Below are 25,313 nucleotides of genomic sequence, written 5' to 3'. Positions count from 1 at the left end.
GGCTCATCCCGCCGCCTGTTTGCCATGGCACAAGAAGGATCGGCGCGGTGTCCTTTCTCGAATTCTCCCACATCACCAAGACCTATCCGGGCGTCAAGGCGTTGTCGGACGTCTCGTTCGGCGTCGACAAGGGCGCGGTGCATGGCCTGATGGGCGAGAACGGCGCGGGCAAATCCACCCTGATCAAGATTCTCTCCGGCGACCAGCATGCCGAAGAGGGCGAGATCCGCATCGATGGCAAGGTCCAGGCCTATGCCTCGACCCGGGATGCTTTCGACAGTGGCGTCATCGTCATCCACCAGGAACTGCAGCTCGTTCCCGAACTCACCGTTGCCGAAAACCTCAGCCTCGGCCGTTTTCCCGCCAGCGCCGGCATCATCGCCGGCCGCCGGATGCTGGACGACGTCGGCGCCAAGCTGAAGTCGGCCGGCATCGACATCGACATGCGGCGCAAGGTCAAGACGCTGTCCATCGGCGAACGACAGATGGTCGAGATCGCCAAGGCGATCATGCTCGACGCCCGTGTCATCGCACTGGACGAGCCGACCTCGTCGCTGTCGTCGCGCGAAAGCGAAATCCTGTTTGCCCTGATCGACCGCCTGCGCGGCGAAGGCAAGGTCATCATCTATGTCTCGCATCGGCTCGACGAGGTGTTCCGGCTCTGCGACAGCCTGACCGTGCTGCGAGACGGCAAGCTCGCGGCGCACCACGCTTCGCTGCAAGGTGTCACCCGCGATCAGGTCGTCGCCGAGATGGTCGGCCGCGAAATCTCCGACATCTGGGGTTTTCGTCCGCGTCGGGCCGGAGAGGTTCGCCTGAAAGTCGACACTGTCTCTGGGGCAAAGCTGAGGGCGCCGGCAAGCTTCGAGGCGAAGGCCGGTGAGATCGTCGGCTTCTTCGGCCTGATCGGCGCCGGGCGGTCGGAACTGATGCGGCTGGTCTTTGGCGCCGACCCGCGCTCGGGCGGCACCATTATCGTCGACGGCAAGGTCGTTCATGCCACCAATCCGCATGACGCGATCCGGGCCGGCATCGTGCTGTGCTCGGAAGACCGCAAGCATGACGGCATCATCCAGGGCCGTTCGATCGAGGAGAACATCAACATCTCGTCGCGGCGCCATCACACGCGCTTCGGCGTGCTGAATCGCGCCAGCGAGATCGCGACCGCCGAAACCTTCATCAACAAGCTCAAGGTGCGCACCCCCTCACGCAAGCAGGACATCATAAACCTCTCCGGCGGCAACCAGCAGAAAGTCATTCTTGGCCGCTGGCTGTCGGAACAGGGCGTGCGGGTTCTCATCGTCGACGAGCCGACGCGCGGCATCGATGTCGGCGCCAAGGCGGAAATCTACGAACTGCTCTACCAGCTTGCCGAGGACGGCATGGCAATCGTCGTCGTCTCCTCCGAACTGCCTGAGGTGATGGGCATCTGCGACCGTATCCTGGTGATGTGCGGCGGGCGCATCAGCGCCGAACTCGCCCGTGACCAGTTCGCCGAAAAGGCGATCCTGGCCGCCGCTCTTCCCGACACGAAAACCCCCGACGCGATCGCGTCCTGAGGACTTCTGCCATGACCGACCAGTTGAAGAAAATCCTGCTCGGCGAACAGGGGCTCGTCGTCATCTTCGTCGTCGCCTTCGCGCTGGTGTCGGCTCTGGTGCCGAACTTCCTCACCGACCGCAACATGCTTGGCCTTTTGCAGTCGGTGGTCACCGTCGGCATCGTCGCCTGCACCATGATGTTCTGCCTTGCCGCGCGCGACTTCGACCTCTCGGTCGGCTCGATCGTCGCCTTTGCCGGCATGGTCGCGGTGATGGCGTCGAACGCGACCGGCTCGATCCTGCTCGGGCTTCTGGCGGCAATCGCTTGCGGCGCGTTCGTCGGCTTTATCAATGGCGTCGTCATCGCCAAATTCCGCATTAACGCGCTGATCACGACGTTAGCCACCATGCAGATCGTGCGCGGCCTGGCGCTGATCGCGTCGGACGGCCGCGCAGTCGGCATCAACAGCCCGGATTTCTATCAGCTGGCGTTGTCGAAATTGCTCGGCATCCCGACGCCGATCTGGGTGCTGGCCATTTTGTTCGGCATATTCGGCTTCGTCTTGAACCGCACAGTCTTCGGCAAGAACACACTTGCCATCGGCGGCAATCCGGAGGCCTCGCGGCTGGCCGGCGTCAACGTCGACAGGACACGCATCTGGATATTCACGCTGCAGGGCGTCGTCTGCGGCATCGCCGGCATCCTGCTCGCATCGCGCATCACTTCGGGCCAGCCAAACGCGGCGGTCGGGCTCGAGCTCTCCGTCATCTCGGCCTGCGTGCTCGGCGGCGTCTCGCTCGCCGGTGGCCGCGCCATGATGTCGGGCGTCATCGTCGGCGTGCTGATCATGGGCATTGCCGAAAACGCCATGAACCTGCTCAACATCCCGGCCTTCTACCAGTACATCGTGCGTGGCGTGATCCTGCTGCTCGCCGTGCTGCTCGACAATCTGCGCTCATCGGCGCTGGGGCGGCGTTGAGCAAGGGCAGGGCATGTCGGCCTGCAGCCGCGCTATAAACGGCGCACGGCGCAAGATGCGAATGACCCGTCTTCGACTGGAGTGAGAACCATGACTGAGCGCCTGTCCGGCAAACGCATCTTCCTGACGGGTGCGGCACAAGGCATCGGGCTGGCCATCGCCGAGGCCTGCCTTGCCGAGGGTGCAAAGCTGTTCCTGGTCGACCAGGACGGCGCGTTGCTGGACAAGACCGTCGCCGGCCTTTCCGCGCCGCAAGGCCATGTCGGGCATGTTGCGGCCGACATCAGCGACGGTGCCGCGATTGCCGCTGCAGTTGGTCAGGCAGCCGCCGAGATCGGCCCGATCAACGCGCTGATCAACAACGCCGGGGTGAATGTGTTCTCGACGCCACTCGACACCAGCGAGGAGGAGTGGAACCGTAATTTCGACGTCAACGTCAAGGGTGCCTGGAACTGCAGCAAGGCGGTGTTGCCGGGCATGATCGCAAGCGGCGGCGGCGCCATCCTCAACGTCGCCTCGACGCACAGCTTCACCATCATTCCGCACACATTCCCTTATCCCGTCGCCAAGCACGCGCTGCTCGGCCTGACCAAATCGCTGGCGCTCGAATATGTGGGGCAGGGCGTTCGTGTGAATGCGCTGGCGCCCGGCTATGTCGAGACGCAGAAGGTCATCGACTATTGGAACACCTTTGCCGATCCGGCCGAGGCGCGCGCCAAGACGATGGCGCTGCATCCCGGCGGCCGCATCGCCTCGACGCGCGAGATCGCCCTGGCCGCGGTATTCATGATTTCCGACGAGAGCCCGTTCATGAACGCGGCCTGTCTCGTAGTCGATGGTGGGCTCAGTCAATTGCAGCACCCTGCTTGATTGCAATCGAGGAACACCATGGCCTCACGATCTCGCAAAATCGCTCCCTGCCAGGGCCGCAATTGGAAAGGTCCACTGATGGCGCGTCGATCCACGGACATCTCATCCAAACCGGTTGGTCGGCGTGCCTCGAACGCCTGTCCGCACCGCGAACAATCCGCCCTCGTGCGGGTTTGCCTGCAAGTGTCCGATGGTCATGGCAAATCGCGCCGACGCGACGAAGGCAGTATCGAGATTCTCAACATCAGCGTCGATGGTGGCTGGTAGCCGTGGCGTTCCGTCGATGACAAACAATGATGCGGTCGAACTTGCCGACGGGCGTGCAAGCCTGGTGGTGAGCCCTCGCGAGGGCGCCGCCATCCTGGGCTACGATGCACTACGACCCGGCCGGGCGCCCACGCCGCTCATCAAGCCATCGACGGGCCTGCTGAAGTTCGGGTCTCAACTGCTGATTCCGTGGTCCAACCGTATTTCCGGTGGGGGCTTCGAGTTCGAAGGGCGCTACCATGCTATCGAGCCCAATGTCGAAGGCGAGCCGTACCCGCTCCATGGCGACGGTTTTCAAAGACCGTGGCGGCTGACACGGCGAAGCGGCACTGAAATGGAGCTGGTTTTGGAAGACGGGGCAATCGGGCCCTACCGCTACCATGCAAGCGTCCGCTACGCGCTGGAGGATGGCGCGCTGGCCGCGGTGCTGACCGTCGAGAACCGGGCCACTATCCGCCTGCCCTACGGGCTCGGCTTCCATCCGTGGTTTCCACGCAGCCCGCGCACCTTGCTTCAAGCGTCGGCCAGAAGTGTCTGGCTGGAGGACGAGCGCCACCTGCCGACGGCGGTGGTATCGCTCACCTCGCGCCCGGACTGGGATTTTTCGCAAGCTGCGCTCCTTCCCGACACCTGGGTCAACAACGCCTTCGAAGGCTGGGATGGCCGTGCCTCGATCACCCAGCCGGATGACGCCATCACGGTCACGGTCGATACATTGTCGACGCTGAACGTCTTCGTTCTCTATTCGCCAGCGCGAGATGCCGATTTCTTCTGTTTCGAACCTGTTTCGCACACGGTGGACGCCCATCACACCGGTGGCATGGCCACACTCGAGCCGGGTGGATCGATCACCGCGCATATGCGTCTGGGTTGGAATGAGCTGTAGCATCGGTCGGCAAGCGCAATGCGCCGGGAAAATTTCTGGGACTCTAAGCGCCCCAGACAACCGCCTGCTCATGGCGCTTGATGAGGTGCTTGAGATCATCGAAGCTCCGGCGGATGTGCCGGGCGAAAGCATCTACGGCCGGCGCACGCGGCGTATCGGCAAGCCTGAGCAGACCGAGCGCCCGCTCAGGATGCGGAATGGCCACCGGAAGCGCGGTAATCGACTTCTCCTTGCGAAAGGCGAAGACGACGCTATGTGGCAGCACGGTCAGCGCGTCGGTTTCCTTCATATAGTTGATGGCGCTGGTCAGCGATCCGCCGGAATAGCGGATCTTTATCTCGGTGGCGCCAAGTGACAGCAGCAGGCTGCGCAGATCCTCCAGCAGCGGGCTGCCGGGCGGCGGCGCGATCCAGGGATAGTCGAGCAGGTCGCCGGTCTTCAGCTTGCGCCGCAGCAGCAGCGGATGCGTTGCGCGGCAGGCAACGACATTGCGGCCGGGCAGGATCTCGCGGAATTCCATGCCCGACCCTTCTTCCAGGATGTCGATCGGACACACGGCAAGATCGATGCGGTCGGCGTTGATCGCGGCGCGCAAATCCGAGAGATAGCCGTAGCTCTGGTTGACGCGCACATCCGGATAGGCGTTCTGGAAGTCGGCGATCATGCCGGAGATCAGCGCGTCCATGAAGAATGGCGTGCCACCGACCCGCACGACGCCGGAACGGCCCTGGCTGAAATTGGCGACGATGTCGGAGGCTTTGCGCGATGCCGCCAGCATCACTTGGCCATGACCGGCGAGCGCCCGGCCGAGCGGGGTCGGCTGCAGCGGCCGGCGCCCCTTCAGGAACAGCGGCTCGCCCAGTCGCTTCTCCAGCATCGACAGCGTGCGCGACACCGCCGGCTGCGACAGGCCGACAAGGGCCGCCCCCTCGGTGACGCCGCCGGCCTGCACCACGGCCGCCAGCTGGATCAAATGCCTTTCGTCGAGCTTCATAACGATATGGTATATAAAATCAGGCAGAAATCATCATTTTTGTGTCCGGCCTGCGTTATTCTTCCTCCGTGAGATGAAACCGGGGAGGAACATGTCACAGGCCGGCATACCGTCGTTCAACGAGGCCAACTCCGCCGAGCTGGTCGCCCAGCGCCTGTCAAAGGCCAAAGCCGGGCCATTGCCGCGCTTCCTGGCAACCGTCGTCGACCATCTCCATCAGATCGTCAAAGAGACCCGCCCCACGGCTTCGGACTGGCGCCAGGCAATAGCCTTCCTCACTGAAATCGGCCACGCCAGCGACGACAAGAGGCAGGAATGGGTGCTGCTGTCGGATCTGCTCGGCGTCACCGCGCTGGTTGAGGACATCAATTCCCGCCGCCCGAACGGCGCCACGCCCAACACCGGGCGCGGTCCGTTCTATCGCGCCGATGCGCCAAGGCTGCCGCTCGGCGCCAACATTTCGCTCGATGGTGTCGGCGCGCCGCTCACCGTCTCGGGGCGGGTCATCGATCTGGATGGCATGCCGATACCAGGCGCGACGGTCGAAACCTGGCAAGCCAATGCGCAAGGATTTTACGAAAACCAGCAGCCCGACCTGCAGCCGGAATTCAACCTGCGCGGCGTCTTCATCACCGACAGAGACGGCCGTTTCCACTACCGCACGGTCAAGCCGGTCGGCTACGGCGTGCCGGATGACGGCCCGGTCGGGCAGATGCTTGGCCGGCTGAATTATCCGCTCAGCCGTCCGGCCCACCTGCATTTTCTCATCCGCGCCGACAATTTCGAGACGCTGACCACGCAAGTGTTCGAGCGTGGCGACCCACGTCTCGGCGAAGACGCGCTGTTTGGTGTCAAACCGGAACTGGTCGGCGACTTCAAACGCGTCGGCGACGGCTGGTCGCTCGACTTCAGTTTCATCATGGCGATGGCACGCAAGGGGAACTGGGCGGCATGACGAGGCAATTCACCTACTCCGGCAGCCCGGCGCATATCGTCTTTGGCAACGGCGCGTCATCCGAGGTCGGCACATGGGTCGAGAAACTCGGCTGCAAGCGTGCGCTGGTACTGTCGACGCCGCACCAAGCGGCCGATGGCGAGGCGCTGGCGAAGCGGCTTGGACCCCTGGCGGCAGGGGTCTTCTCGGGTGCGGCGATGCATACGCCGGTCGAGGTGACCGAGGCCGCATTGGCCAAGGTGCATGATGTCGACTGCGTCGTCGCACTCGGTGGCGGCTCGACTACGGGCCTCGGCAAGGCGATCGCGTATCGCACCGACCTGCCGCAGATCGTCATTCCGACCACCTATGCCGGCTCGGAGGTGACGCCGATCCTCGGCCAGACCGAGAATGGCGTGAAGACCACCGTGCGTGATGCAAAAATCTTGCCGGAAGTGGTGATCTACGATCCGGAACTGACCGTTGGCCTGCCGGTGGCGATGAGCGTCACCTCCGGCCTCAACGCCATGGCGCATGCCGCCGAGGCGCTCTACGCGCAGGACCGCAACCCGGTTTCGACGCTGATGGCTACGGAAGGGCTGCGCGCTCTGAAGGCGGCACTTCCGGTGCTGGTGAAGGAGCCGAGGAACCTCGCCGCACGGGGTGACGCGCTCTACGGCGCCTGGCTGTGCGGCACCGTGCTCGGCACGGTAGGGATGGCGCTGCACCACAAGATCTGCCACACGCTCGGCGGTTCGTTCGACATGCCGCATGCCGAGACCCATGCGGTCATGCTGCCGCACACGATCGGCTTCAACGCCGTCGCCGTACCCGAATTGCTCGAGCCGGTCGCCGACATTCTTGGTAACAGCGCCGGTAGCGGTCTGTACGATTTCGCCAAGTCCGTCGGGGCGCCACTCACATTGCAGGAGCTCGGCTTCAAGCAGGCCGACCTCGATCGCGCCGCCGAGATTGCCACCATGAATCCATACTGGAATCCGCGGCCCTTCGACCGCGCCGCAATCCGCGCCCTGTTGCAGGACGCGTGGGAGGGAAGACGCCCGCAAGACTGAAGACGAACAAGGCTGAAGGCAACAAAGGGAGGAACAGCAATGATCACCAGACGCGAATTCATCAGGAATACCGCCGCGACCGGCATGCTTGCCGGCACATCCGGTTTAGCGATGCCGGCGATCGCGCAGAGTGCGCCGATCAAGCTCGGCTATGTCAGCCCCCAGTCCGGCCCGCTGGCGGCCTTCGCCGAGGCCGACAAATTCATCATCGACGGCTTCCTGGCGGCCACCAAGGCGGCTGGCCTCAACTACGAGGTCGTGGTCAAGGACAGCCAGTCGAATCCCAACCGCGCGGCGGAAGTCGCCAAGGAGCTCATCGTCAACGACAAGGTCAATCTGATGCTTGTCGCCTCGACGCCTGAGACGACCAACCCGGTCGCCACCACCTGCGAAGCCGAAGAAGTGCCGTGCCTGTCGACCGTGGCTCCATGGCAGCCCTGGTTCATCGGCCAGCAAGGCAATCCCGGCGACCCAGCCTCGTGGAAGCCGTTCAACTACGCGTATCATTTCTTCTGGGGGCTGGAGGACGTCATTGCCGTCTTCACCAACATGTGGGCGCAGGTCGAGACCAACAAGAAGGTCGGCGGTCTCTTTCCCAATGACGGCGACGGCAACGCCTGGGGCGACGGCACGGTCGGCTTCCCGCCGGTGCTGGCCAAGGGCGGGTACGGGTTGACCGACACCGGCCGCTACCAGAACCTGACCGATGATTTTTCGGCGCAGATCAGCGCCTTCAAGGGCGCATCGTGCGAAATCATCACCGGCGTGATGATCCCGCCTGACTTCACCACCTTCTGGAACCAGGCCAAGCAACAGGGCTTCACCCCCAAGGTGGCGTCGATGGGCAAGGCGCTGTTGTTCCCGCAATCGGTCGAGGCGCTCGGCAAATCCGGCCACAATCTGTCGTCGGAAGTCTGGTGGACGCCGAACCATCCGTTCAAGTCGTCGCTGACCGGCGAAAGCTCGGCGCAGGTGGCCGCGGGGTTCACCAAAGTCACCGGCCGCCAGTGGACGCAGCCGATCGGCTTTGTCCATGCCCTGTTCGAGATCGCCGCCGATGTCATGAAGCGGGCGGGCGAGGCCGGCGATGGCGACAAGGTAGCGGCGGCGATCGCCGCGACCAAGCTCGACACGTTGGTCGGGCCGATCGCCTGGGACGGTGCCAAGCTTCCGCCCTTTGCCGCCAAGAACATTGCCAAGACGCCGCTGGTCGGCGGCCAATGGCGGCTGAAGGACAGCGGCGGCTACGATCTCGTCATCACCGACAACAAGACCGCGCCGAACATCCCGACAGGCGGCAAGATGGAAGCCATCGGATGAGCGCGGTGGCAGAAACAGCGTCCTTCTCCCCGTTCACGGGGAGAAGATGCCGGCAGGCAGATGAGGGGCGGAGCCAGCCCAGCAGAAGTCCGCGCTGCCCCTCATCCGGCCCTTCGGGCCACCTTCTCCCCGTGAACGGGGAGAAGGAAGTGCGGGCTTTCTAGCCATGCCCATCCTCGCGCTCTCCAACGTCTCGAAACGCTTCGGTGCCCTGACGGTCGCCGATGCGGTTTCGTTCGAGCTGCGGCAAGGCGAGGCACTAGGCATCATCGGTCCGAACGGCGCCGGCAAATCGACGCTGTTCAACCTGATCACCGGCAACATCGCCGCAGACGCCGGCACCATCCTCTTCGATGGCCGCGACGTGACAAAACTGCCGCCGATGCAACGCTGCCTTGCCGGCGTCGGCCGCTCCTTCCAGATTCCGCAGCCATTCGAGAAGCTGACCGTGTTCGAAAACCTGCTGGTCGCCGGCGCCTTCGGGGCGAAAAAGACCGAAGCCGAGGTTGGCGACCGCTGCGCCGAGATCCTGGTCGAGACCGGGCTGATCGGCCGCGCCAACCACCCGGCCGGCGGCCTGAGCCTGCTGCAGCGCAAGCGGCTGGAGCTTGCCCGCGCACTGGCGACCGAGCCCCGGCTACTGTTGCTGGATGAGATCGCCGGCGGCCTGACCGAAGACGAATGCGGCATGCTGGTCGACACCATTCGCACCATCCACAGGGCCGGCATGTCGATCATCTGGATCGAGCATGTGCTGCATGCGCTGAACTCGGTCGTCGAGCGGCTGCTGGTGCTCAATTTCGGCAAGATCATCGGCATGGGCACACCCGATGCCGTCATGGCGTCGCGCGAGGTCCGCGAAATCTATCTCGGGATCGAAGTCTGATGGCCTTGCTCGAGACAAAGGGGCTGACTGCCCACTATGGCGACTTCCGGGCACTGTTCGGCGTCGACATCGCGCTCGACCCGGGCGAGACCATCGCCGTCATCGGCGCCAACGGTGCTGGCAAGACGACGCTGATGCGCTCGATTGCGGGCATTCTCACCAACCAGCCGAAAGCCGTGCTCTTCGACGGCGAGGAAATCGGCGCGATGCCCGCCCCCGACATCGTCGCGCGCGGCATCGCCATGGTGCCGGAGGGGCGAAAGCTGTTTCCTTCGTTGAGCGTCGAAGAGAACCTTCTCATTGGCCGCTATGGCCGCGCCGTTGCCGGGCATTGGAGCCTCGAAACGGTCTACGAGCTGTTCCCGATCCTCAGGGAGAGACGCGCCAATCCGGGCACGGCGCTGTCCGGCGGCCAGCAGCAGATGGTTGCGATCGGCCGCGCGCTGATGTCCAACCCGCGCGTGCTGTTGTGCGACGAGATCAGTCTTGGCCTGGCGCCGCTCGTCATCAGGGATATCTACGCCGCCTTTCCACGCATCCGCGACGCGGGCGCTTCGATCGTCGTGGTCGAGCAGGACATCGGCCAGGCGCTGAAAGTTTCGGACCGCGTCTACTGCATGATGGAAGGTCGCATCACGCTTTCCGGTGCGCCGGCTGCGCTGACGCGTGAAAGAATCCACGCCGCTTATTTCGGGGTGGCCTGACATGGCCTGGCTCGACACCATCATCCAGGGCATTCTGCTCGGCGGTCTCTATGCCCTCTTCGCGGCGGGTCTCAGCCTCGTCTTCGGCATCATGCGGCTGGTCAATCTGGCGCATGGCGATCTCATCGTGCTCGCTGCCTTCCTGATTCTGATGCTGGTCTCGGCCCTCGGCCTCAATCCGTTCCTTGCGGCCCTGTTGGCGATGCCGCTGATGTTCGCCATCGGTTGGGCATTGCAGTTCTTCCTGCTCAACCGCACGCTCGGCACCGACATCCTGCCGCCGCTGCTTGTTACCTTCGGCCTATCGATCGTCATCCAGAACGGCCTGCTCCAAGGCTTTTCCGCCGACAGCCGCCGTATCTCGGTTGGCGGCCTGGAATCCGTATCCGTGGCGCTTGGCCCGATCAATGTCGGCGTCATGCCGCTGCTGACTCTGGCCTCGGCCATCGCCATGATCGTCGGCCTCAACCAGCTCTTCTACCGCACATCGATCGGCCGCGCCTTTCGCGCCACCTCTGACGATCCGGTCACCGCCGGGCTGATGGGCATCCAGCCGAAACGAATCTTCGCCACCGCCACCGGCATCGCCATGGTGGTGGTGACGATTGCAGCACTCTATCTCGGCACGCGCGCCAATTTCGATCCGACCATCGGACCGGCGCGGCTGATCTATGCCTTTGAAGCGGTCATCATCGGAGGCCTAGGCTCGCTCTGGGGAACGCTGTTCGGTGGCATCGTCATCGGCGTCGCGCAGACTTTTGGCGCCGCGATCAACCCGGAATGGCAGATTCTCGCCGGGCATCTGGCGTTTCTGCTCGTGCTACTGGCGAAGCCGCGCGGCCTGTTTCCGCGGGCGCTGGATTGAGCGCCATGACCGACCTCACACTCACACGCTGGAAGGTTGAAACGCGGACGAAAGCATCGAGTGCTTTCGCCATCGTCGCCGCACTCATCATCCTGCTCGCCTTTGCCGCACCGCTGCTCCTCTCGCGCAGCGTGTTGCAGGATCTGTTCTTCATCCTCACCATGCTGGTGCTGGCGCAGAACTGGAACCTGCTGGCCGGCTATGCCGGGCTGGTCTCGGTCGGCCAGCAGGCCTTTGTCGGCTTCGGCGCCTACGCCATGTTCGCCCTCGTCGTTCTCGGCGGCATGGACCCGCTGGCCGCGATCCTGCTGGCCGGGATCGCTAGTGTCCTGCTCGCGATCCCGACTGCCTTCTTCCTGTTTCGCCTGCAGGGCGCCTATTTCGCCATCGGCAGCTGGGTCATCGCCGAAGTGGTTCGCCTGACGCTGGCGCAATGGAAGATGCTGGGCGGTGGCACCGGCACGTCGCTGCCGCGCGAGGCGACCCGCGATATGCCGGCGCTGAAGCTCATCGGCGAGCTGTTCGGCGTCAAATCCTCGGGTGCCGGCGACATCCTGACCTACTGGCTGGCGCTGCTGCTTGCCATCGCCACCATCGGCCTCGTCTATCGCCTGCTGCGCTCCAAGCAGGGACTGGGGCTGGCCGCCGTGCGCGACAACCAGGAAGCAGCACGCTCGGTCGGCGTCGACGCGCGCCGCATGAAGACACTGGTCTATCTGGCCGCGGCCTTCGGCACCGGGCTCTGCGGTGCGCTGATCTATGTCCAGAAAGCCCGCATCTCGCCAGACGCCGCCTTCTCCGTCATCGACTGGACTGCCTATGTCATCTTCATCGTCGTCATTGGCGGCATCGGCACCATCGAAGGGCCGGTCGTCGGCGTCATCGTCTTCTACATCCTGCAGAACCTGCTGGCCGATTACGGCTCCTGGTATCTTCTGATCCTCGGGTTGATCGGCATCGTCATCATGCTGTTTGCGCCGCGCGGCCTGTGGGGCCTGTTTGCCGAGCGCACCGGCATCCAGCTTTTTCCGGTTCGCCGCCGGTTGACCGGCGGACCTGTACCAATAGCCAAAAAGGGAGGGCCGCATGGCTGACATTTCTACCGACGTGCTGACCATCGGCACCGGGCCTGCGGGCTCGGCGACGGCAGCGCTGCTTTCGACCTATGGGGTCGAGAACATGGTCATCAACCGCTATCGCTGGCTGGCCGCGACGCCGCGCGCGCACATCACCAACCAGCGCACCATGGAGGTGCTGCGCGATCTCGGCAGGGAGGTCGAGGCCGAGGCCTACATGCACGCCACCGAGCAGGATCTGATGGGCGAGAACGTGTTCTGCACCTCGCTCGCCGGCGAGGAGATCGGCCGCATGCGCAGCTGGGGCAAGCACCCGCTCAGCCGCGCCGAGCATCTCTTGTCCTCGCCCTCGCACATGAACGACCTGCCGCAGACCTTCATGGAGCCGCTGCTGTTCAAGACCGCCTGTTCGCGCGGCACGCAGTCGCGCATGTCGATGGAGTACCTTTCCCACGTCCAGGACGCCGACGGCGTCACCACAACCTGCCGCGACCGCTTGACTGGCAAGGACATCACCATCCGCTCAAGATACCTGGTTGGCGCCGATGGCGGCAATTCGCTGGTCGCCGAACATGCCGGCCTGCCCTTCGAAGGCAAGATGGGCGTCGGCGGCTCGATGAACATCCTGTTCGAGGCGGACCTGTCGAAATACGTCGCCCACCGCCCCTCGGTGCTCTACTGGGTGGTGCAGCCGGGCGCCGATGTCGGCGGCATCGGCATGGGCCTGGTGCGCATGATCCGGCCGTGGAACGAGTGGCTCATCGTCTGGGGGTACGACATCAATCAGCCGGCGCCCAAGGTCGACGACGCCTTCGCAAGGAAGGTGGCGCGCGACCTGGTCGGCGATCCGGAACTCGAGATCGAGATCCAGTCGGTGTCGACCTGGACCGTGAACAACATGTATGCCACGCAGACCTCCAAGGGTCGGGTCTTTTGTATGGGCGATGCCATCCATCGCCACCCGCCGTCGAACGGGCTCGGCTCCAACACCTCGATCCAGGACGGCTTCAACCTCGCCTGGAAGCTCGCCTATGTCCTCAAGGGCAAGGCCGGCGAAAGACTGCTCGACAGCTATTCGCAGGAGCGCGCGCCGGTCGCCAAACAGATCGTCACTCGCGCCAACAAGTCGATCGAGGAGTTCGGCCCGATCTTCAAGGCGCTCGGCCTGCTCGATTCCATCGACCCGGTTAAGATGCAGTCGAACATGGATGCGCGCTGCGACGACACGACGGCAGCCGAAGCGCAGCGCGCCAGGATCCGCGAGACCATCGCCTTCAAGGTCTATGAATTCGACGCGCATGGCGTCGAGATGAACCAGCGCTACAAGTCGAACGCCATCGTCACCGACGGCCAGAAGGAGCCGGCCTTCGAGAAGGATGCCGAACTGCACTACCAGCCGACGTCCTGGCCAGGCGCCCGGCTGCCGCATGTCTGGGTTCACTCCGACAAGGGCGACAAGACTTCCACCCTGGACCTGACCGGCCACGGCAAGTTCACCGTTTTGACCGGCATTGGCGGCCAGGGCTGGCTCGACGCCGCCAGGACGGTCGGCAAGGAGCTGGGCATCGACATCACTGGCCATCTCATAGGTCCGCGCCAGCCCTGGCAGGACTTTTCCGGCGACTGGGCGCGTGCCCGCGAAGTGCGCGACAGCGGCATTCTTCTGGTGCGCCCGGACCAGCATGTCGGCTGGCGCAGGGACGCGATCAGCAGCGACCCGGCAGCCGACTTGCGCCGGGCTCTGACGGCAATTCTGGACAGGTGAGGACCGATATGGAAGCGCACGAGAAAGGCTTCTTCACCGAAGAGAATTCGGTCGAGGTCGTCACCGGCCGCAACAAGAATGCGAAGAGCGAGCGGCTGAAGACGGTGATGGAGGTCATCACGCGGAAACTGCACGAGGCGGTCAAGGAGATCGAGCCGACGCAGGATGAGTGGTTCGCCGCCATCCAGTTTCTGACCAGGACCGGGCAGCTGTGCACCGACTGGCGGCAGGAGTTCATCCTGCTCTCCGACGTTCTCGGCGTGTCGATGCTGGTCGACGCCACCAACAACCGCAAGCCGTCGGGGGCTTCGGAATCGACGGTGCTCGGGCCCTTCCATCTCGCCGACGCGCCGGAACTGCCGATGGGCGCCAACATCTGCCTCGACCACAAGGGCGAGGATATGTTCATCCATGGCCGCATCCTTGATACCGAAAGCAAGCCAATCGCCAACGCCGTGCTCGATGTCTGGCAGGCCAACGACGAAGGTTTCTACGACGTGCAGCAGAAGGGCATCCAGCCCGACTTCAATTTGCGCGGTGTCTTCCGCACCGGCGCCGATGGCCGCTATTGGTTCCGAGCGGTGAAGCCGAAATTCTACCCGATCCCCGACGACGGCACGGTGGGCAAGCTGCTCCACGCGCTCGGCCGTCATCCCTTTCGCCCCGCGCATCTGCACTACATCCTCAAGGCCGACGGCTTCGAGACACTGACCACCCACATCTTCGACCCCGACGACCCCTATATCAATTCGGACGCGGTGTTCGGCGTGAAGGAGAGTCTGCTGGCGCGGTTCAAGCGCATCGACGATCCGGCACGCGCCAAGAGCCTCGAATTCGCCAATCCTTTCTGGGACGTTGAGCACGATTTCGTGTTGGCGACAGAAGGAGCCTAGACGGGGCACTTCCGCATAGCCTGACGGTCAGGCTTTCTGCCGCCTCGCTTGCTAGAGAGGCGTGGATTTTCGGGGCAGCAACAATGCTCCATCATCGACAACCGGCAGCCAAGCGTCGCCGATGCCGCGGCCTGCTATCTGCCGCTGATCGTGGTAGAGCTTTTGCCGAGACCCTGTTAGAGTTCCCGACACGACAGGTCGGCATCGCGTCGCACCTGCCGAGGGTCTTCTCCCAGCAAAGCGGCGAAATGTTCAGGAGCAGGTAGTTACCTGGGCTGGGGCAGAACCAGAAGGGACCGGGGGCACGAACATGGCTGAACGGAATTACACCCGTCAGCTGGCGACAATCATTTCTATCGATGCCGTCGGTTTCTCGCGGCTGATGGGTCTTGACGATGAATCGGCTGTCGCCGCATTTGAGGAACGGCGCGACATCATCGCCGACAGCTGCAGCACTTTTGGCGGCCGCACCTTCGGTGATGCCGGCGACAGCATCATGGCCGAATTCGGCAGTCCAATCGAGGCGCTGCGCGCGGCGTTCGATTTTCAGGACCGCATTGTCGCGCTCAATTCATCGGTCGCCGAAGCCATGCGCATGCCCTTCCGCGTCGGCATCAACACCGGTGACGTCATCGTTCGGGACGGCCGGCTCTACGGTGACGACGTCAACATCGCCGCCAGGATCCAGGAATTCGCGCCGCACGGTGGTCTCGCCGTCTCGGAAACAACCTGGCACCACGTGAAGGACCAGACCGCGTCCGAATTCACCGATCTTGGCGAATTCATGCTCAAGAACATCGCGCTGCCGGTGCGCGTTTTGATCGCGGGGCGCATTGGCAATGGGTTGTCACCCGCGCCGTTGGTCGCGGCCGTGCCGACCGTCAATGGTCAGCAGAAGCTGTCGTCCAAGGGTCCGCCCGCGATCGCCGTGCTGCCGTTCCAGGGCGATGGAGGCGAGCGCGACGTCGGTTATATGGCCGACGGCATAGCCGAAGACATCATCTACGGCCTTTCCAACAGCAAATGGCTCTCGGTGATCGCCAAGAGCTCCAGCTTCCAGTTTCGCGATGACACTTTGGGAACGCGGGTAATCGGCAACGCCCTCGGTGCACGCTACATCGTCAGCGGCACGCTGATGCGCAATGGCGGGCAGATCCGTCTGAGCACCTCGCTTGCCGACGTCTCAAACGGGCGATTGGTGTGGTCGCAGCGCTTCGATCGCAACCTGGTCGACATCTTCAGTCTGCGCGACCAGATCGGCGCGGAGATCGTCTCGATCCTCGACAAGGAGGTCGACCGTGCCGAACAGGCGCGGACCTTCCAGGTGCCGTGGGAAAGTCTGGAAACATGGCAATTGGTGCGGCGCGGACGCTGGCATATGAACCGGCGAACGCGCGGCGACACCGAAATCGCGCTGGAGTTCTTCGAAAAGGCCTACCGGGAAGATCCGAATTCGAGCGCGGTGCTGAATGAACTGGCGTGGTGGTATTTCTGGCGGGCCTGGCTGCGGTTCGGCGACAGCGACGATCTGGACAAGGTCCAGCAATATGCGCGCAAGGCTTTGCTGATGGACAGCCTGGATGCCCGCCCGCACGCTCATCTCGGCGTCACCGACATCATGAGGGGACAGCCCGGATCGGCGGTCGATCATCTTGAGGAAGCGCTCCATATCAATCCGAGCTTCGCCTTTGCGCGCTCGGCGATGGGGAGTGCGCGGCTGCTGCTCGGCGATGCCGCCGGCGCCATACCGTTCTTTATCGACACGGAGCGGCTGAGCCCCTTCGACCTCTACCGGTTCCACAATCTGGGGGAATTGGCCGCGGCTTATAGCTTCGTCGAGGATTGGCCATCCGCGATCTCCACCGCCAACCGATCGCTTGATCTGTCGCCCGGCTATTTCTATGCCCGGTTCCTGAAGATCGGCGCCTTGGCGAGAAGCGGGCGCATGGAAGAGGCCAAGCGGGAGCTGGCCATATTCACGACGAGACATCCGGATTTTTCGGAGCAAAGGGTGCGCTGGATACCGTTCGCGGATAAGGCGGCCAACGAATTTCTCCTGGCCAATTTCGAACTGGCCAAATAATGCGTCGCGAGCGATGCGTAATCGAGGTGGCCGAAGACCGATAACTGTGAAAATATTCACATACGCGGGACGGCTGCAAACCTAGGCCATGGGTAGCCGGCATCGCAATGACGTGGACAGCCGGGGGGCCTGAACGCGCATGATCAGGATAAAGTATTTCGACGCCATCCGCGCGGCAGAGAAAAGCCAGCGTCCGCTGTCTGAAATGCCGCCATTAGACTTGGGACGTCTCCGCTCCAAGGGCGTTGCGTCGCGCATCGCTGGTTTTCTCTTCAATGATCCGCGCTGGGCGCTGGCGCTGCTGCGCCGGTTCTGGCCCAATCTCGCCATAGGCAATTTCCTGCTCGTGACCAGGAATGCCGACGTTCGCGACATATTGGAGCGCGGCGATGAATTCGAGACGCCTTACGGGCCGGAGATGACCGAGCTGGCGCGCGGATCGAACTTCATTCTCGGCATGCAAGACGGCGCCGACTACCGGCGCATGAAATCGTCGGTGCTGAGCGCTTTCCCACCGGCTGAAATCGAGGCCCTGGTCAGACCGATCGCCGCGCGGCATTCACAAGAAATCATGACGCGCGCCAGCCCCGGCTTCGACGCGATCGCGGACCTGATGAAAATCGTTCCGGTGCGCATCTGCCGCGATTATTTCGGTCTTGAGATCGACGACGAATCCGAGTTTGCCGATTGGGCCATAGCATTGAGCGCGCTGTTTTTTTCGGATCCGACGGCGAGCCCCGCCACGCGCCAGCTGGCGGTGGTGGCTGGCGACCGCCTGATCAAGGTCATCGACCGCTCCATCGAGGCGATCCGGGAGAGGGGGGCCAAGGATGAGCAGCCGCTGGCAAGGCTGGTCCGCCTGCTGGACCAGGATCGCCTGTCGCTGCCCGACATCCATTCGATCATGCTTGGCATGATCACCGGCTTTGTTCCAACCAATGTGCTCGCCGGCAGCAACTGCCTCGACGTGATCCTGTCCCGGTCCGATGCACGGCAAGCTGTCGATGCGGCCCTGGCCAACAACGACACAGGCAGGCTGGACAAGGCGATTTTGGAAGCCATGCGCTTCAAGCCGATCTGGGTCGGTCCCTGGCGCTACACCGCGCGCGACGCAACCATCGCCAGGGCACGCGCCGCGAGCGCTTGGTGAAGGCCGGAACCGTGGTCATGCCGTCAACGCTGTCGGCGATGTTCGATCCTGAGGCGGTGCAAAGTCCCAACCGCTTCGACACGTCGCGCCCGCATCGCGACTACCTGGTCTTCGGCTACGGTATTCACCAGTGCATCGGCGCTGAAATCGCCAGGATCCAGATTGGCGAAAGTCTTCGCGCCCTGTTCCAGAAGCACAATGTCCGCCGCGCGCCCGGCAAAGCCGGGAGGATGACGCAGGTCGGCGCTTACCCGGACAGCCTCAAGGTCGATTTCGATCGGCCCGCCCTTTGCAGCACGGTCAGCCATTCGATGGTGACGGTGGTTTGCCCGATCACCCGGGCCGCGTCGCTGGACGCCATCCGCGACAGGGTCGCCGCGCTCGGCAATCCGGCCAGCGACGAGGTTCGCGCCGCGCTCGATACCGCCGGCACCATTCATTTTGCCAGCCTGGCTGTTGTTGCCACTGGTGAGGTCAACGACGCCTCCGGCGGTGAGGAAGGAGCGCTGGTTCTCGAAATCTCTGGCGACGGCAGCACCGAGGACGTCATCAGCGCCACTGCGCATGCCATCGGAAATAGGCTGCAGCCGATCTTCAAGGACGTGTGCGACCTGCGTGACGGCGATGCGCTGGACAATTTCCTGCGCAAGCACAGTCTCGAGATATCACCGTCTTTCGGCAGCAACGCCGGACTGGTCTTTTCCGGCACACCGGGCCATTCGGTGCAGCGCATCCTGGCAGAAGCAGAGCTTGCCGATGCGGTTCGGCCCGTGGTCGAGCAGCCGCGCGCCAGCAATGGCGGGGCGGCCGCCGTGCTTGACGAAGCCCGCCGGCACGTCCGGTCCCTGGGAAAGTTCGACTGGGCATTCGAGCCGGCCGAAAGCCTGCTCGAACGGCCACCCGGAAAATGGTGGCAAGCCATAACGACGACGCTGCTGGCGCCGGCCGTGCTGGCCACGGTCGCCGTGCTGGTGCTCGCCTGCTGGCGGATGACCTATGTGCTGGTGTTCGGCAATCCGGCCGGCGTCACCTTTGGCACCATTGTCATAGCGGGCACGGCGCTTCTGCTGAGCGTGCTTGGAATTCTGGCGGTGGCAGCGCTGATCCTCGGTCTGTGCTTTCTCGCCTTGCGGCGCGTGGAAGACATTGATCGCCCGCACAGCACACCCGTCGACCTCGGCGCCCTCGACAAGATCCTGGTCCACGAGGACCAGCCTGGGCAAGCCCAGAACCATCTGACGGCGATCTCGACGATGAAGGTTGGAACGTTGCGGAGGCTGGCGCTCAGGCTGTCGTTCTACCTGATCTCGATCTCGGCGCAGAAGGTGTTCAAGCCGGGGTTCCTTGCCACCATCAACACCATCCACTTCGCCCGCTGGGTGCTGTTGCCCGGCACCAACAGGCTGATGTTCTTCTCCAATTATGGTGGCAGCTGGGAAAGCTATCTCGAGGATTTCATCGCCAAGGCCGCTGCCGGCCTGACCGGCGTATGGAGCAACACCGAGGGCTATCCGCGCACGCGCTGGCTCTTCCTCGACGGCGCACGCGACGGCGACCGTTTCAAGCGCTGGGCGCGCCGGCAGCAGATACCGACCCTGTTCTGGTATTCGGCCTATCCTGGTCTCAACACCACGCGCATCCGCGCCAATTCCAGGATCAGGCGCGGGATCGCCTCCGCAACGGGCAATGAGGCGCGCGACTGGCTGAGCCTGTTCGGATCCTTGCCGCGCCCGCAGGCCAGGAAGGCGGATGCCTTCGGCCCCGCGGCACCCGCGCCGTTGCCCGTCGAGCAATTGGAAACCGGCGAGATCCAGTCCTTGTTCTTCGGACCGTTCGGATCGCTGGCCCATGCCCATATGCTGGCGATCGCCGTGCCGGAAAGCCTTTCCAGGGCCAGACGCAAGGCCTGGCTGGAATTTATCGTCGAGCAGACCAGCTTCGGGGACGGCGTGCCGCCGGCGCGGGCGATGACCGTTGCGTTCGGTCCCGATGGCCTTCGCCGTCTCGGATTGGAGGGCGGTGTCGACGACAACCCGCTTGACACATTCCCCGTCGCCTTTCGCCATGGCATGGGCAATCCCGAACGCAGCCGCATTCTGGACGATCTCGGCGAAAGCGTGCCCCAAAAGTGGCAATGGGGTTCGCCGCAGAAACCAGTTGATGTGGTGGTGGTTTGCTACGCCGAAAGTCCGGAGAAGCTGAAGACCGAGATCGGTACCGCGAAGAGAAAGATGACGGCCGCTGGCATGAACCTCGTCTCGGAACTGCCGCTGGCGGTAAACCGCGACGGCAAGCGCGCGGTCGAGCATTTTGGCTTCGTCGACGGCGTCTCGCAGCCGATCGTCAAGGGAACCGCCCGCGCCAACATCGGTGCGCCACCCATGCATCTTGTCGCGCCCGGCGAGTTTCTGTTCGGTTATCGCGACGAGCATGGTTTCTATCCAGCGTCGCCCTCCGTCGACGCATCGCTCGACCGCACCGGCATCCTGTCACCAGTGCGCCGCAACCGGCAGATACCAGGTCTGCCGCCGCCGCCGCGCGATTTTGGCCGCAACGGCACCTTCCTTGTCGTGCGCCAGTTCGAGCAACACGTCGACACCTTCAACGACTATTGCAAGGCGGCGGCCATGCAGGCGGCCAGCGAAACCGACAACCCGGCGATTACCCCGCGCTGGATCGCCGCCAAGATGCTCGGCCGCTGGCCCGACGGCACCTCGCTGGTGCGCAATCCCGACGGCCGCCCGGGTCGCAGTGCCGACAATGATTTTGCTTTTGGCGTCGAGGATCCCCAGGGGCATCGTTGCCCGCTTGGCTCCCATGTCCGGCGGTCGAATCCCCGCGATTCGCTCGGCGAGGACCGCGAGACGCAGATCAGGATCGGCAAGCGCCACCGGATCATCCGGGTGGGTCGCAGCTACCAGAAGCAAGACAAGAAGGGCGGCAAGGTCGAAAAAGGGCTGCTCTTCATGTGCCTCAACGCCGATATCGAGCGGCAGTATGAATTCATCCAGCAAACCTGGGTGTCGTCGACCTCATTCCAGGGGCTTGTTGCCGAAAAGGACCCGACGATCGGTTCGCGCGACAGCGCCGGCAGGTTCACCATACCATCCTGGGAAAAGGTCACGGTGCTGAAGGGCATCCCGCAATTCGTTACCACCCGGGGAGGCGGATATTTCTTCATGCCGAGCCGGTCAGCACTGCGCTTTCTGATTTCGCGACTCTGATTCGCCCCGGCGCCTCCGCTGTCAGTCGTCGTCCTGCGACTCGGCGATATGGCGAAGCGCGCCGGCGTCGGCTATGCGCAAGCCTCCGCGCTTGATGGCGATGATCTGCCGGTTGCGCCAGTCGTTGAGCGTCTTGTTGACCGACTCGCGCGTGGCGCCAAGGAACTCACCCAGTTCCGACTGCGAGATCGGTATCCAGCCTGCGCCGTCGGCCAGGATGCCGCCCAGAAAGACCAGTCGTTTTGCCAGCCTTGCTTCGATGCCGAAGAAGGCTTGATCCCCGAGTTCGCCGCTCACCCAGCGCAGTCGCGCGCACAAAAGTTCGATCATGGCGCGCGCCAGGGATGGGTTTTTCTCAATTCGATCAAACAGTTGTGTTCGACTGAGCGAAACCAGCTCGCATGCGGTAAGACAGATCGCGGTAGCCGTGCGTGGGCGTCCGTCAAGTGCCCCGATCTCTCCGACCAGGCTGCGCGACAGCTCGATATTGGCCACCAGCTTTTGGCCGCCAGGCGAATAAAGCGAGATTTCCACCGTGCCCTTCATCACACCGTAGATGCGGTCGGCGGCATCTTCTTGGACGAACAAGTGCTGGCCGGCGGCGTAGCGTTCGAGTTTGCAACCAGCGAAAAGGAGATCGAACTGGCGCGGATCGATCCGCGCCGGGCGCGGCAGATCATTTCTGTCGTTCGCGCTGGCGGTTGGCATGCGGCTTCCCGGTGTTGTTGTGACATGGACAACTGTAGGGCAACGGCGCGACCGATCAAAGCAAATGTGTCTTTGAGGCGGCGCTTCGCAGGTCCGACCTTTCGAACTCTTTGCAGATGGCGCCGCCCGACAGGACGGAAGACAACAAGGAGGCGCAACGCTTCATCCCGCCGGCGCAGACCCACTTTGGGCTACTTCCTGTCGAAACGTCGTTGCGAGGTTAACCACGTCGCCATCTGCATGGGACCCAATGCGGGCGTTGAACGTTTCCCATCATGGAAAATCACCAACACAGATTTTATTGTCACTTGGAGACCGGCGGAACCTGGGCGGGTCGCGTCCCCACAGGTGGTGTATCTCGGCGGTAGCGAAGCCGCTCGCGAGCGCGCCCTCAACAGCGCCGTAGCGAGCGAGCGGCTTTGCGGTGGTCATCGACAGTTCGCCGGTAAGGTCGGGTTGCTGACACCAACCTGATTCGAAGGAACCATCGATGACCGACGACATGATGAACCTGCGCGCGCTCGTGGAGAAGACTCCGGATTCCGATCTCTTGCGCGAGATGATCGGCTTTGCCGCCGAGCGGCTGATGGAGCTGGAGGTGGGAGCCGCCACCGGCGCCGCCTATGGCGAGAAGAACCCGTTGCGCACGGCCCAGCGCAACGGCTATCGTGAGCGCGACTGGGAGACGCGCGCCGGCACCGTCGAACTGCGCATCCCCAAGCTCAGGAAGGGCTCCTACTTCCCCGGTTTCCTCGAACCGCGCCGCATGGCCGAGAAGGCGCTGACCGCCGTCATCCAGGAAGCTTATGTGCAAGGTATCTCGACCCGCTCGGTCGACGACCTGGTCAAGGCCATGGGTATGAGCGGCATCTCTAAAAGCCAGGTCAGCCGGCTGTGTGAAGAGATCGACGGCAAGGTCAAAGCGTTCCTCGAAAGACCCATCGAGGGCGACTGGCCATATCTGTGGATCGACGCCACCTACCTGAAGGTGCGCCGCGGCGGCCGCATCGTCTCGGTCGCCGTCATCATCGCTGTCGGCGTCAACGCGGACGGCCGGCGCGAGGTGCTGGGCATGGAGGTCGGCACCTCTGAGGCCGAGCCGATCTGGACGGAGTTTTTGCGCAAGCTGACCCGCCGCGGCCTGCGCGGCGTCAAGCTCGTCGTCTCCGATGCCCATGAAGGCATCAAGGCGGCCGTCACCAAGGTGCTGTGCGCGACATGGCAGAGATGCCGCGTCCACTTCATGAGGAACGTGCTGGCCCATGCCGGCAAGAGCGGGCGCCGCGTCGTCTCCGCTTTCATCGCCACCGCCTTTGCCCAGGAAACGCCCGAGGCCGCAAGCACGCAATGGCGCGCCGTCGCCGACCAGATCCGGCCGAAGGTGCCGAAGCTGGCGACAATCATGGACGACGCCGAGCCCGACGTGCTTGCCTACATGACTTTCCCCAAGGAGCACCGCGCCAAGCTGCACTCGACCAACCCGATCGAGCGCCTCAACGGCGAGATCAAGCGGCGCACCGAGGTCGTCGGCATCTTCCCAAATGATGACGCCATCGTCCGCCTGGTTGGCGCGATCCTACTCGAACAGAACGACGAATGGGCCGTGCAGCGGGCGAGATACATGACGCTGGAAACCATCAGCCAAATGAGCGATGATCCTCTCATCAGCCTGCCAGCCGTGGCACGCTGATCAGCCCGGCCCCATGCCGGAGAGCGCGGCGACCAAGCCGTCAGCTACACCACTCCCTGGGACACGATCCCTGGGCGGTTTGGGACCGCATTACCGATGCTCCGGCAAGCTTGGGAGGGCGTGACCTGCTTGGTTGCACATCCCAGCGGGCAAACGCCGCGGAAAGCGTGCTGACGCGCATCTATGACAACGGATTGGATGCGCTTGCCGTTCGCATATCAGGGATAGCGCATTCTCGACCCCACTGACGCTAGCCGCCCACCGACAATGGCGCGGCGTGCGGTTGGCGCGGTCCTTCCGCGATCGCACTATTTTCCCGTTTATTTAGAATCGGCTAATTTTAGAGGGCGGCGGGGCCCCAATCCCGCCGAAGGCCAGCGCGGTTTCAGGCAACTGTCCATAAGTGCCGCGCTGGCCGCCAGCGGCGCTTCGCCTTCTTCGGACGCCATCCGCGAACAGACCGACATTTATCTGCGAGAAAGCAAGAAGCTCGGGCACGTTACCCCGGCACGCCGGACCGTGGCGGGCTCAATTCCGCCCAGGTGGCAGGTTTTCGGAATTCGAGGGTTGCTCTCCGTGGATTCCCCTGCCTTAAAAGCCTTAAAGCCGTGGACCAACGTATCGGGCGGCTTCCATCCACAATGCAAGCGCGATGGCGGGGGAACGTCCCTTCACTTCGAAATCGCGGCCCCGATAGCTTCCTGCCGCAATCCACACCGTCTTTGAACGCTGATAGATCGTGATGCCCTGGGCACTCGCCCAGTCACACAGTTCTTCGCCCTTTCGATACATTATAGCACCGGCCCAGCTCGGTGCCTCTCGAATTGGCAATGCCGCTTCACAGTTTGGTAAAAACCACACGCCGCCGACGCGCAGGCGATGCGCTCTTGGTCTTTCTTGGCTGCCATCATTTTTCTGCCCCACCCAAAGTCCTTCAAGGATGTAGCGCGCGGCTTCTCCCGGCTATGAAGAACTTCACATTGCCCGCTAGAGCGCTGCGTGGCTACGCAAGGACCAACACCTCGTCAGATAGTTAACAAATCGTTGCAGGTGAACTCCAGGCGTTGTCAGCCGAGGAGCAAGAATGTGACGAACAGTCAGGCTGCCCTGCTGGCCGAAGTCTCGGTTATTCATAATAGATAGGTCAGTTTCTACTTTGTGGTGGTGGGCGCTAGACCTCTGGCCATCGCGGTCGATGCAGACGACTGTTGCCGCCGACCACATTGATTGGCAAATTTTGGGACGTTATCTCAGATACAGCTAATATTCGTATTTCGAAGAGGAAGTAAATAAATTTTCATATAAAATTTGTTTCATCAATTATAAAACGGTCTGATAACCTCGGCGTCGAACAAGACTCGATCTCCCCCAAAAAATACACCACAAGCTCCTCAGGGCAAATTG

19 protein-coding genes are annotated in these 25,313 nt (G+C 63.2%); 17 read left to right on the top strand and 2 right to left on the bottom strand.

Annotation, left to right across the window (positions count from 1 at the left end; all coding sequences use genetic code 11):
• Nucleotides 1–47 precede the first annotated feature (47 nt).
• The 4 genes from araG (at nt 48) to AC56QQ_RS27345 (ending at nt 4,544) form a co-directional block, all read left to right on the top strand.
• Nucleotides 48–1,559 carry an L-arabinose ABC transporter ATP-binding protein AraG gene (gene araG / locus AC56QQ_RS27360; RefSeq protein WP_497124089.1) on the top strand — a complete coding sequence of 504 codons (1,512 nt, stop codon included), beginning with the start codon at nt 48–50 and terminating at the stop codon, nt 1,557–1,559.
• 11 nt (nt 1,560–1,570) lie between these two features.
• Complete coding sequence (araH, locus tag AC56QQ_RS27355; RefSeq protein WP_489859927.1) at nt 1,571–2,521, top strand: L-arabinose ABC transporter permease AraH; 951 nt, start codon at nt 1,571–1,573, stop codon at nt 2,519–2,521.
• Nucleotides 2,522–2,611: 90 nt separating this feature from the next.
• Nucleotides 2,612–3,391, top strand: coding sequence for an SDR family oxidoreductase (locus tag AC56QQ_RS27350; protein ID WP_497124088.1), 780 nt, complete (start codon nt 2,612–2,614; stop codon nt 3,389–3,391).
• Between the two features lie 283 nt (nt 3,392–3,674).
• Complete coding sequence (locus AC56QQ_RS27345; protein ID WP_497124087.1) at nt 3,675–4,544, top strand: aldose 1-epimerase; 870 nt, start codon at nt 3,675–3,677, stop codon at nt 4,542–4,544.
• 43 nt (nt 4,545–4,587) lie between these two features.
• Here AC56QQ_RS27345 and AC56QQ_RS27340 read toward each other — a convergent pair whose 3' ends face one another.
• A complete protein-coding gene (locus AC56QQ_RS27340) occupies nt 4,588–5,538 on the bottom strand; it encodes a LysR family transcriptional regulator (RefSeq protein ID WP_497124086.1) in 951 nt (316 codons plus the stop codon).
• Between the two features lie 91 nt (nt 5,539–5,629).
• Here AC56QQ_RS27340 and AC56QQ_RS27335 point away from each other — a divergent pair, with 91 nt between their 5' ends.
• The 12 genes from AC56QQ_RS27335 (at nt 5,630) to AC56QQ_RS27280 (ending at nt 21,511) form a co-directional block, all read left to right on the top strand.
• Nucleotides 5,630–6,493 carry a dioxygenase family protein gene (locus tag AC56QQ_RS27335; RefSeq protein ID WP_497124085.1) on the top strand — a complete coding sequence of 288 codons (864 nt, stop codon included), beginning with the start codon at nt 5,630–5,632 and terminating at the stop codon, nt 6,491–6,493.
• Entirely contained in the window at nt 6,490–7,545 is a 1,056-nt protein-coding gene (locus tag AC56QQ_RS27330; RefSeq protein ID WP_497124084.1) for a maleylacetate reductase, read from the top strand. The genes AC56QQ_RS27335 and AC56QQ_RS27330 overlap by 4 nt, the downstream gene beginning before the upstream one ends.
• 39 nt (nt 7,546–7,584) lie before the next feature.
• Nucleotides 7,585–8,865 carry an ABC transporter substrate-binding protein gene (locus AC56QQ_RS27325; protein WP_497124083.1) on the top strand — a complete coding sequence of 427 codons (1,281 nt, stop codon included), beginning with the start codon at nt 7,585–7,587 and terminating at the stop codon, nt 8,863–8,865.
• 166 nt (nt 8,866–9,031) lie between these two features.
• Nucleotides 9,032–9,751, top strand: a complete 720-nt coding sequence (locus AC56QQ_RS27320) for an ABC transporter ATP-binding protein (protein WP_497124082.1) — start codon at nt 9,032–9,034, stop codon at nt 9,749–9,751.
• Nucleotides 9,751–10,455, top strand: coding sequence for an ABC transporter ATP-binding protein (locus AC56QQ_RS27315; RefSeq protein ID WP_497124081.1), 705 nt, complete (start codon nt 9,751–9,753; stop codon nt 10,453–10,455). Before AC56QQ_RS27320 ends, AC56QQ_RS27315 begins: the two co-directional genes overlap by 1 nt.
• A gap of 1 nt (nt 10,456) precedes the next feature.
• Complete coding sequence (locus AC56QQ_RS27310; RefSeq protein WP_497124080.1) at nt 10,457–11,320, top strand: branched-chain amino acid ABC transporter permease; 864 nt, start codon at nt 10,457–10,459, stop codon at nt 11,318–11,320.
• A gap of 5 nt (nt 11,321–11,325) precedes the next feature.
• Nucleotides 11,326–12,414, top strand: a complete 1,089-nt coding sequence (locus AC56QQ_RS27305) for a branched-chain amino acid ABC transporter permease (protein WP_489859937.1) — start codon at nt 11,326–11,328, stop codon at nt 12,412–12,414.
• The gene (locus tag AC56QQ_RS27300) at nt 12,407–14,161 is read left to right on the top strand and encodes an FAD-dependent oxidoreductase (RefSeq protein WP_497124079.1); all 1,755 of its coding nucleotides are present in this window, start codon (nt 12,407–12,409) and stop codon (nt 14,159–14,161) included. Before AC56QQ_RS27305 ends, AC56QQ_RS27300 begins: the two co-directional genes overlap by 8 nt.
• An 8-nt stretch (nt 14,162–14,169) precedes the next feature.
• Nucleotides 14,170–15,054, top strand: coding sequence for an intradiol ring-cleavage dioxygenase (locus AC56QQ_RS27295; RefSeq protein WP_489859939.1), 885 nt, complete (start codon nt 14,170–14,172; stop codon nt 15,052–15,054).
• Nucleotides 15,055–15,364: 310 nt separating this feature from the next.
• The gene (locus AC56QQ_RS27290; RefSeq protein ID WP_497124078.1) at nt 15,365–17,137 is read left to right on the top strand and encodes an adenylate/guanylate cyclase domain-containing protein; all 1,773 of its coding nucleotides are present in this window, start codon (nt 15,365–15,367) and stop codon (nt 17,135–17,137) included.
• A 139-nt stretch (nt 17,138–17,276) separates the two neighbouring features.
• Nucleotides 17,277–18,287: a cytochrome P450 family protein gene (locus AC56QQ_RS27285; protein ID WP_497124077.1), complete on the top strand. Its 1,011-nt coding sequence runs from the start codon at nt 17,277–17,279 to the stop codon at nt 18,285–18,287.
• On the top strand, nt 18,284–21,511 hold the full coding sequence (locus AC56QQ_RS27280; protein ID WP_497124076.1) for a Dyp-type peroxidase: 3,228 nt from the start codon (nt 18,284–18,286) through the stop codon (nt 21,509–21,511). Before AC56QQ_RS27285 ends, AC56QQ_RS27280 begins: the two co-directional genes overlap by 4 nt.
• A gap of 21 nt (nt 21,512–21,532) precedes the next feature.
• Here AC56QQ_RS27280 and AC56QQ_RS27275 read toward each other — a convergent pair whose 3' ends face one another.
• Nucleotides 21,533–22,219 carry a Crp/Fnr family transcriptional regulator gene (locus AC56QQ_RS27275; protein ID WP_489859942.1) on the bottom strand — a complete coding sequence of 229 codons (687 nt, stop codon included), beginning with the start codon at nt 22,217–22,219 and terminating at the stop codon, nt 21,533–21,535.
• 490 nt (nt 22,220–22,709) lie between these two features.
• Between AC56QQ_RS27275 and AC56QQ_RS27270 the strand changes: the two genes are divergently transcribed.
• The gene (locus AC56QQ_RS27270) at nt 22,710–23,909 is read left to right on the top strand and encodes an IS256 family transposase (RefSeq protein WP_489864002.1); all 1,200 of its coding nucleotides are present in this window, start codon (nt 22,710–22,712) and stop codon (nt 23,907–23,909) included.
• Nucleotides 23,910–25,313: the final 1,404 nt, after the last annotated feature.

The sequence above is a fragment of the Mesorhizobium sp. RCAM 05099 genome, assembly GCF_059683685.1.
The sequence above is the reverse complement of the archived record's forward strand: the minus strand, read 5'-3'. Positions and strand labels throughout refer to the sequence as shown.